The sequence below is a fragment of the Yersinia sp. 2542 StPb PI genome, assembly GCF_048593855.1.
Classification (GTDB): domain Bacteria; phylum Pseudomonadota; class Gammaproteobacteria; order Enterobacterales; family Enterobacteriaceae; genus Yersinia; species Yersinia enterocolitica_E.
Genome location: NZ_JAZGQA010000169.1, coordinates 1 through 9,090, shown reverse-complemented (window position 1 = coordinate 9,090; position 9,090 = coordinate 1). Strand labels below are relative to the sequence as shown.

The following is a 9,090-nucleotide window of genomic DNA, read 5'->3' as shown; positions in this document are numbered from 1 at the left end:
ATAACGGTGGGAAATATGTCCAAAAAAAGTAGTCGGAATTGTTTTTTTCCGGTAAGCGACTAGTAGACCCTTTATGGTTAAATCATACTTATCGGTAAAAACTGCTTTATATGTCATGCACAATTGTCCTTATTTTAAGGCCTGCACGGAATTAGCCAGTCTTCTTTCATGCCCATCATAGGTGGTATAAAAACGCTTTTCAATACCATAAAGCAGAAGTTTCAACTCATCATCTGTCGATATTTCAAATTTACTACTAGCATGATCGAATTTTAGTTTTTGCTCACAATAACTTTCAATATACGTCAACATATTGGCTTTATCTGCGACGGTCATCGTGTCAAGCGTTGCCATCGCTAGAGCCACTCGTTTCCGATTAGGCTTCGATACTTTCTCTACATTATACTCATTAGTGAGCTCAATAAATGACTCCTCTAGAAAAAGTTCGACCTCTTCTTGGGTTGCTTCTTTGTAGAGCATATCAATTCCAGGGAAAATGCGAGATATTGTTACTAAATTTCGAAAAATAAGTGTGTCTGATGTACGAAAATATATCGCATCTGGCGTTGAATTGATCACAAGACGATTGGTGCTTGCTTCAACTTTCGCTACTTCACCAAAGACTACCGTCTTTCTTTTAATAAATAGCGCAGACGTTACTTTTTGGAAGTAAAAACCTTCCCCTTGCACAGAGATAATATAAGCAATTTTAGCAAATTGCTCCTTAGTTAAATCATCGTAATCTTTTGAATCAAAGTCATTATTTAACATTTCAAGACTAAATGGCTGCTGACTAAATTGTGCAACTTTAAACCATGCATCTTCATCTAGGTTGTGATCAGGGTTATAAGTAATACAAGTAGTAACATCGACATCAACAGTTTCGAAAATTGTACAATCCGAGATTAGCTTACGCAATGGCTTTTTGCGAAGCCCTTTAACTTTAACCAATACATGATCCATTGTTAGCTCCGTTCAATAAATGTGTAATTATTAATTCTGAAAGCTGTTGAAATTTCAATGTCACTCGGCATTTTGTATTTTTGGCGACTGATCAAAAAGATTACTGTCCCGTTTTTTGTTTTAATATTGTAGAACTCGTAACCAAAGATGAGGAATAGTGGATTGAAATAGAGTGCTTGGGACAAAAAAGTGAAAATAAATAGAATGCCGTATACAAACCATAATGTTTCCCAATTGCCTACGCTAAGCGCTACAAAAAAATACCCTAGATAACTGGGTAAGAAACTGTTGTTAGCATGTTCAATGCTCTCTACCTCACCTTTTTTGAATTCATCTTTTCCAAGTTTAGAACTTAGTAAAATACTTATTCCCGTGAGTAATATGGGAATAAGTATGTAGATTAAATAAGATACCGCATTCGGCAGTGAGCTAATCCAGTCAAGACCATTATTGATGGTAAAAAAGTACTCTAGAGCATGTCCTTTTTGCACAAGAAAAATTATCACTAATAGTGATGTGGCATTAAATGTCAATAGAAGCCGGAACGCGATATTCATAATCACCTCACTGTTACCTGTCCGTTCATTAACATCGGGAGAAGCCAGTTGCGGAGTTTAATTAGATTTTGGTTTTCAAGGCTACGGCAAAAAATAATTTTATTGTATTCAGAAACAATATTGTCATACTGTTTCAATATTTCTTGTTGAGGATAAATAACTTCAAGTGAGTACAAATCGTCCTTAGTGATAGAACCGAAAGTGGTTCCCTCTGAGTTTCGGCGATCAAAAACCTGTTTAAAGTACTTCATTACATAAAATAAAAAACCATCTGAACCACTTTTACTGTTTAATGCTGCGAGTCCTCGCCCAATGCAACAGTCGGCATTAGCAATATTCATGTCACCTACTGGGGCGCGAACACTCAACAGAATATCGCCTTTTTTTGCCATTCGTGCTGGCGACGTCGTATATTGGCGAGGCGTAGGGAAAAGCCAACCAAAATCAGTTGAGCCTTGAAAAAATAAAGATCCATTTCCATCGTCATTGTAAGACTCTCCAACAGGCGATTGCCCCATAGTAATATTTGCTATTTGAGAAAGTGTTCTGACTTCCCAATCGACAGGAATATTCCGCTTCAGGGGTAAGTGATACACCATCTTCCCACCGGAAGTTTTATACGGTTTACCATTAGCATCAGGGAAATCAAACTGCACAAACCAGTAGTCGTACAGCGTTTTCGCCATCGCTTCCAGTTCGGTATTGATATGGCTATTGAGATCGATTTTCTTGTCAATTTTCACTAAGAAATTTGCTACAGCGTCCTGCTCGGTTTTTGAGCGAATAGGAAAGTCAAGTAATCTAAAATTTGTTGTAGCTTGAGCTAATGCAGGAACACCAACATGGCTTTTGAATGATAAAAGACGTTTTTGTCCTTCATCAGTATGAAAATAGTATGTGAAATATATAGGGTTAACCAATTCACTTTTTAATTTAACTCTAAATTGGCTTTGTGATATTACATACTCTTCGAATTCTGAGTCATCAGGGATGTAAGCTATTTGCCCAAGTGTTCCTCGATGTGTAATGATAATATCACCACGCTTTGCTATGGCTTTTTTATAACCGGCGGCTCTTTCCTTCGTAACATAATTTTTAAAACAGTCTTTGAGTTTAAAGTCAGAGATATTTTGGCCGTTTAAAACAGGTACGCCGTGATCAACAAAGAACTCAACCTTTATATCTGAACCAAATGGTCCCATTGAAATTTCATCGACAAGTTCCCCGATTTTTTTATAAATTTTACTCATACTTCAACCCCGCCAGCTGCTTCTTGATCTCTACTTCCAGATCGCGTGACTGACTAAACAGACTATCCAGATTCTCAGTAAACCCTTTCATTTTCTCGGCGAACTGCTCAGGAGTAATATCTGTATACTCAATTTTGACATCAAAATACTGTCCAGCACTAAGTGAGTAGTTTTTCGCCGCGATATCGTCATAAGAAACCACCACAGAGAAATCTTCTTCGGTCCATTTCTTATTAAATACTTCGCAGATACGCTGCTCTTCTGCATCCGTCAGCACCGTTTTCTGGTTTTTACCGTCTTTAACTTTCCCGCCTAAATTAGAAGCGTCAATCAGTACCACACCCTCTTTATTGCTGTCGTCGATAAACAGAATAGAAACGTTGGTGCCAGTGGTAGCAAAGATATTTGACGGCATAGAGACCACACCTGCCAGCATCTTGTTATTTACCAGATGTTCACGAATACCTTTATCAATCCCGGACTGCGCGGTAATAAAGCCAGTTGGGACGACTACTGCCGCTTTACCACCAGGTTTTAACGAGAAAATGATGTGCTGCAGAAACAGCTGATAAATGGACATTTTTTCTATTGCCGCTTTCGGTATTTTTGGGATACCGGCAAAGAAACGTTCCTGATTATCTTTACTGTCCAGGTCATCGCGGAAATCGCTGAAATCCATCTTAAACGGCGGGTTAGAGACAATATAGTCAAAGCGTTTCAACTCCCTGCCATCTTTGTGATACGGATGCAAAATAGTGTTGCCCTGAATCACATTTGGAATGGAGTGAACCAGATTATTGAGGATCAGATTCAGGCGTAGCAGGCTGGAGGACTTCTGCGAGATATCCTGAGCGAAGATACTGCAGCGATCCTCTCCAATGGCATGAGCCACATTCATCAACAGCGTACCTGAGCCTGCAGAGGGGTCATAGCAGCTGACGTTGCGTACTTTACCTTGTTGATCTTTTGGCACCAGAATCTCAGCCATGATACGAGCCACTGCGTGAGGCGTGTAATACTCGGCATATTTACCGCCGGAGTTGCTGTTGTAGTCTTTGATCAAGTATTCAAAAATGGTGGCGTAGAAATCAAATTTCTGCGTAAAGATACGCTCAAAACTAAACAGGCCTAGCTTGTTGATAATGGCGCGGCAGAAATCATCCCGTTTAGATTCATCGGCAATATACTGGCTAAGGCGATCAAACAGCACGACTTTCGCGCCGCCGTCGGTTTTCACCGCGAATACATCATTGTTGGTCACCGCGATATCTATCAAAGTATCGTCAAAGGTCTTGGCAAAATCCGCAGCGTTTTGATGGTTGAACAGGTAGCTGATAAAGTGATGCGGTTTCAGGCGAGCGGTATCACCACTCATACGCTGTTGCAGCTTTCTTAGCTGCTCTTCACTCATGACACTTAGCGCATCTTCCCAGCTTCCTGCTTCAGCAAGCTTGGGATCAACTTTTTTAGCTTCAAACGCAAACTTGTCGTTTAAGAACTTGTACAGGAAGGCCTGAATGATAATTTTGAATTCATTGCCATCATTACCCAAGCCGTAGTTGGCGCAAATGCTTTTCAGACTGTCGATCAGGTTCTTAGTGTTATCTTTAAATTCTAGCTCTACCACGTTCGTGCTCCGGTATTAAATTCGTTCAGGTACTCTGCAACAATCAGGCGATTAATATCGCTGGCAGCGTCGGATGTCAGTTTTATATGGTGCACATCTTCAAAATGGTTGAGCACACATGACACCAGCTGTTTCTCAAAATAGCTTTCATTGTTCAGGATCTGGCTGTTATTCAGCACTTTTTCATCCGCATCCTGCTTCACACCGAGCAGGGCCTCAAAGACTTTACGCTCTGGCTCACCAAAACTGCCACGCTCTTGTAGCCGTTTATGCGTTCGGGCATACTTAACATCACCCCGATACTTCTGGCGCAGCAGGTGATTGAGGCGGTTCAGCTCTTTGATTCGGTCATGAATTCTATTGAGTGTACCAATATTAGCAACCATTTCGTTCTGAGTTACGTCGCTGAGTTTCTTTTTCTTAAATAGACGTTCCAACTCTTCCCTGAGAGTGACAAAGCGTGGGTCTTGCTGGTCGAAGTTGCTGGCCAGTGTTTCACGGGTTCGCCGTAACGTCTGTTTCAGTTTATCCGCCAGAACCAGCTCTTCTTCTCCCACTTTTACAAATTCGAAAATAACATCTTCCAGCGTACGGTTTAACAAACCGGAGATATCCTCCCCCTGTTCCAAACCTTCTCTCAGATTAAGCAGGTCCAGGCGATTGCTAGCTTCACGATAGAGGATATTGAGCCGTGAGAAGTCTAACTCGGCGAGGAAATCGTAATCCCCCTGAAGACGAATCACGTTATACAGACTTCTGGCATCCGCCAGAGCATTTTTCAGCACTAGCGCGGTTTCACGATCCTGAATCTGGCTGATTTGATCGGCGAAAATTTCTGCATTTTCGATATCAAACTGGAATAGCACATCTTTGATATGTTCGATTTCCTGGCGGATTTCCTCATGCGATTTGAACAATTTGGAGTAATGTGCCATTTCATCGCCCAGCTCATCCTGAAGCTCTTCGAAGTAGGCTTTGTTGGTAGCATCAAATTCCTGACTGATATCTGCAAAATCCACCACATAGCCGTAGCGGAAATCTTTGTAGGTACGGTTAACACGGGTTAATGCCTGCAGCAGGTTATGTTTACGGATCACCCGACCCAGATAGAGTTTTTTTAAACGCTTCGCATCAAACCCCGTCAGCAACATATTGAAGACAAACAATAAATCTATTTTTCCCGCTTTGAAGTCTTCTACCCAGTCCTTTCGTTCCTGTTTTGTGCCTACATCATGCAGGATTAAGGCGCCGTTCTTAATCGACTTTTTCTTGTATTTGGGTGCGTTGTAAAGCGCCTTTGGCTCTGCGGCTTGCAAATAGTATTTATCTTCTTCTGACTCCGAGACCTCTTCAGCGGATGAGGTATAATCTGCGTTAAAAAGGGCAAACATCTGTTTCGCCTGTTCAGCGCTGGCGCAAATCACCATGCCACCAATAGTATCGTCATTGTGGATTCTGCGACTGTTTTCAAAATCGGTAACAATGTACTCCAACATAGGGCTAACAAAGCTTGGATGCGAATAGACCTGGGTCTGTTCCCCGCTGCCCATTTGCACCTCGGCATCTTTCAACGCCTGTTGTAACACCATTCTGTAGTTGCTGGCGATTTCTTCGCGTATAAGACGGAGCGTGTAGCCATCAGCAATTGACGCATCGTAGTAATATTTATGGATGTATTCACCGAACAGTAAACGCGAGTTATAATCGGTACCAAGCAGCGGAGTCCCGGTCAAACCGATTTTTATGGCATGAATATCTGACTGGCTTAAATTGGCGAGGAAACTTCCCTTCGGGTTATAGCTGCGATGGACCTCATCCAGAAAATAGACCCGCTGAATGCTCACATCGTAATCTTTGGTTGAAATAATATCCGCATTCTCGCTGAATTTCTGGATATTGACGACGGTAATTTCCGGCTTACCAAGATGGTTATGGATAACCTGTGTTGTCTTAATATCACGAGCAAACGCATCACGGGAGTCGATAATATGTACCGTCAACCCGCGCGCGGTAAATTCACGCTGCGCCTGTTGCAGTAAGTCAATGCGATCAACAATGAAATAGAATTTTGGGATCACATGTTTCTGCTGAAAATAATCGGTAAGGAAACTAACGTTATAATACGCCAGCGCCGTTTTACCACTGCCTTGAGTATGCCAGATGATCCCTTTTTTGATCCCCGCGTTTAATTTACGTTCTATTGCTTTAGTTGCAAAGAGCTGCGGGTAGCGCATGATGTGTTTCTGCCAACCGTCTGACTCTGCGACGTAAGCCAGCGCATAACGAAGGATGAACGACAGGCGATTACGACTTAATAATGACGTACAAATACGATTAGTAGGCCGATTATGATCTTTATTGGTCTGAAATTCAGGGCTATTGCGGATCACTTCCAGGTTATTGTCTTTAAGGACAATCAATTCATCCTCTTCTGAAGAAGGCTTTAGCAGTGCAGTCAGGTCAAAAATTTCTTCTTCGCGAAAATAGTTAAATACCGGCTGATGGTATGAGCTGCTAGCATAGAACGTTCCTTGGATCGGCTCAGGATCGCCGTCGTCATACTCCATGTTATTGGAGAAAATCATAAACTGCGTAACATTGGCAAAACGCCTAAATTTCGGGTTCTGAAAACGTTCGTTTATGCGATTACGTTCAGCAATGATACCTTCGCGATTATTCGGCTTTTTAACTTCAATGAAGACCAGCGGCATTCCATTAATAAGTAGCGTGATATCGGGCCGGAATTCCTCATCACCATTTTCACAGGTCAGTTCCGTGACGACATGAAAGCTGTTGTTGTTAAAATTTTCAAAGTCGATCAATTTTACATTGGAGCGATCGGTAAGTTTTTCAAAAAAAGCACGCCCTAAATCTTCATTGTCGAGTAAGAGTATAACGTCTTTCAGCAGGCGTCCGATATCCTCAGGGTTCGTATTAGGGTTAATCCTTGCAATGGAGGCCTTGAATATCTCAGGGAAAATGTTAGTTGCTTTGTCCCAACTCAGCCCTTTAAGTGACAGATAGGTGTACCCCAGCCTCATAAGGTGCAGAATCGTTGGGATTTTTACACGAGTATCTTCAGTAAATTTTGTTTTTTTCCCTGCAGTTATCATTTCTGAGATACCCTCTCAAGTAATTCACTAAGTTCACAATTGAAGAGAACACAAAGTTTATCCAGTGCTTCTAAGTCCACTTTCTGGGCAGTTTCTTTGTACATTAGGGTGACAGTATTACGACTTAGGCCAGTTTTCTTGGCCACGTCAGAAATTCGCATTTTGTTTTCACCCATCAGGCGAGCTAGATGGCAACGGATCATTATGGTCCTTAGCGTCTCATCATGTTCAGTGCATGGACTTACTATACCTTAGCTTCACTCTTACCCAATATTTTTACAGTTTAACTTACATAATTGCGGGTAAAGCGTGATCGTAGTTCTATCTGTAAGGGAGTAAACCTCAAACAGGAATACCTCAAAGGTATCCATCCTGACGGTTTTCCGCGCACATTGAGACTCAGCCCTGGCTAGCGGGCAAGGCAAGTATGATGTAGACAGAGCAGTTTTTAGCCAATTATTTGATGGGATATCAGTGATTTTTTGAACAAAGGGATAAGTATGACAGTCAAGACTTTCGACCTAAATATTGAGAAAATCCTAGAAAACTGGGAAATCAGGCATGCTGTAAGAGAAATCATTGCTAATGCTTTAGATGAGCAGCTTCTTACTAATACTCAGCCGGTATCTATCCGTAAAGCTGGGGATGACTGGATCATTAGGGATTATGGCAGGGGGATAAAATATACCCACTTAACCCAGAATGAGAATCAGGAAAAACTAAACGCTCAGGGTGTGATAGGGCGCTTTGGGATCGGATTAAAAGATGCGCTGGCGACATTTGAGCGAAACGGCGTTAAATGTCATATACAATCACGGTATGGGATAATAACCACCAGCAAAATGTCAAAACAGGGGTTTGGTGATGTATCCACGCTTCATGCCGTCATTGAAGAAACGAACGATAACAACTTTGCCGGAACCGCCATCACATTAAGCCATATAGCTGATGAAGAGGTCCGCACAGCCCACAAAATGTTCCTGTCATTCAGTGGTGATACTGTGACAGANACTACGGCGTATGGTCAGATAATTAGCAATCCATCGGGGGCAGGAAAGATCTACATCAACGGCGTGTTGGTCGCCCAGGAGGATAACTTCCTTTTTTCCTATAACATCACGCATCTTAACGCCCAGATAAAAAAGGCTATCAACAGGGAACGAACTCATGTTGGGCGTAGTGCTTATACAGACACTGTGAAGAAAATATTGCTATCTTCCACAAATGTACATGTGGCTAACCTACTCGCGGAAGATATGTCCGGTTTCAGCGCCGGATCGATGCATGATGAACTTTCGTGGATAGATGTTCAAGAACATGCAGTCACTCTCATGAACAAAACCGGTGACACTGTTTTTATTACCGCCTCTGAGAGTATGATGCATCCAGACATGGTAGATGACGCACATAAAAATGGGTTAAGGATCGTGACCATACCGGACAGTCTACGAATCAGAATCATTGATAAAGTGGATGATGAAGGTAAACCAATAAATGATATTACCCGCTACGTGCAGAGTTACAACGATAGTTATCATTTTAGCTTTATCGATACAGCAGAATTAACCACAGCCGAACGT

At 41.9% G+C, this 9,090-nt stretch carries 6 protein-coding genes; all 6 read right to left on the bottom strand.

Going from position 1 to position 9,090, the window contains the following annotated elements; all coding sequences use genetic code 11:
* Positions 1–129: 129 nt before the first annotated feature.
* From V1952_RS17055 to V1952_RS17030, 6 genes are read right to left on the bottom strand one after another with little or no spacing between them, the layout of a single operon-like run.
* Positions 130–963, bottom strand: a complete 834-nt coding sequence (locus V1952_RS17055; protein ID WP_420075175.1) for an ATP F0F1 synthase synthase — start codon at positions 961–963, stop codon at positions 130–132.
* A gap of 2 nt (positions 964–965) precedes the next feature.
* On the bottom strand, positions 966–1,520 hold the full coding sequence (locus V1952_RS17050) for a hypothetical protein (RefSeq protein ID WP_420075174.1): 555 nt from the start codon (positions 1,518–1,520) through the stop codon (positions 966–968).
* Positions 1,521–1,522: 2 nt separating this feature from the next.
* A complete protein-coding gene (locus V1952_RS17045; protein WP_420075173.1) occupies positions 1,523–2,770 on the bottom strand; it encodes a restriction endonuclease subunit S in 1,248 nt (415 codons plus the stop codon).
* Complete coding sequence (locus V1952_RS17040; protein WP_420075172.1) at positions 2,763–4,397, bottom strand: HsdM family class I SAM-dependent methyltransferase; 1,635 nt, start codon at positions 4,395–4,397, stop codon at positions 2,763–2,765. The genes V1952_RS17045 and V1952_RS17040 overlap by 8 nt, the downstream gene beginning before the upstream one ends.
* Positions 4,391–7,510: a type I restriction endonuclease subunit R gene (locus V1952_RS17035; RefSeq protein ID WP_420075171.1), complete on the bottom strand. Its 3,120-nt coding sequence runs from the start codon at positions 7,508–7,510 to the stop codon at positions 4,391–4,393. The genes V1952_RS17040 and V1952_RS17035 overlap by 7 nt, the downstream gene beginning before the upstream one ends.
* Complete coding sequence (locus V1952_RS17030; protein ID WP_420075170.1) at positions 7,507–7,713, bottom strand: helix-turn-helix domain-containing protein; 207 nt, start codon at positions 7,711–7,713, stop codon at positions 7,507–7,509. The genes V1952_RS17035 and V1952_RS17030 overlap by 4 nt, the downstream gene beginning before the upstream one ends.
* Positions 7,714–9,090: the final 1,377 nt, after the last annotated feature.

Bases quoted from the DNA above. Each gene is read 5' to 3' on its own strand.
- V1952_RS17055 (WP_420075175.1), bottom strand. From the start codon at position 963: ATGGATCATGTATTGGTTAAAGTTAAAGGGCTTCGCAAAAAGCCATTG.
- V1952_RS17050 (WP_420075174.1), bottom strand. From the start codon at position 1,520: ATGAATATCGCGTTCCGGCTTCTATTGACATTTAATGCCACATCACTA.
- V1952_RS17045 (WP_420075173.1), bottom strand. From the start codon at position 2,770: ATGAGTAAAATTTATAAAAAAATCGGGGAACTTGTCGATGAAATTTCA.
- V1952_RS17035 (WP_420075171.1), bottom strand. From the start codon at position 7,510: ATGATAACTGCAGGGAAAAAAACAAAATTTACTGAAGATACTCGTGTA.
- V1952_RS17030 (WP_420075170.1), bottom strand. From the start codon at position 7,713: ATGATCCGTTGCCATCTAGCTCGCCTGATGGGTGAAAACAAAATGCGA.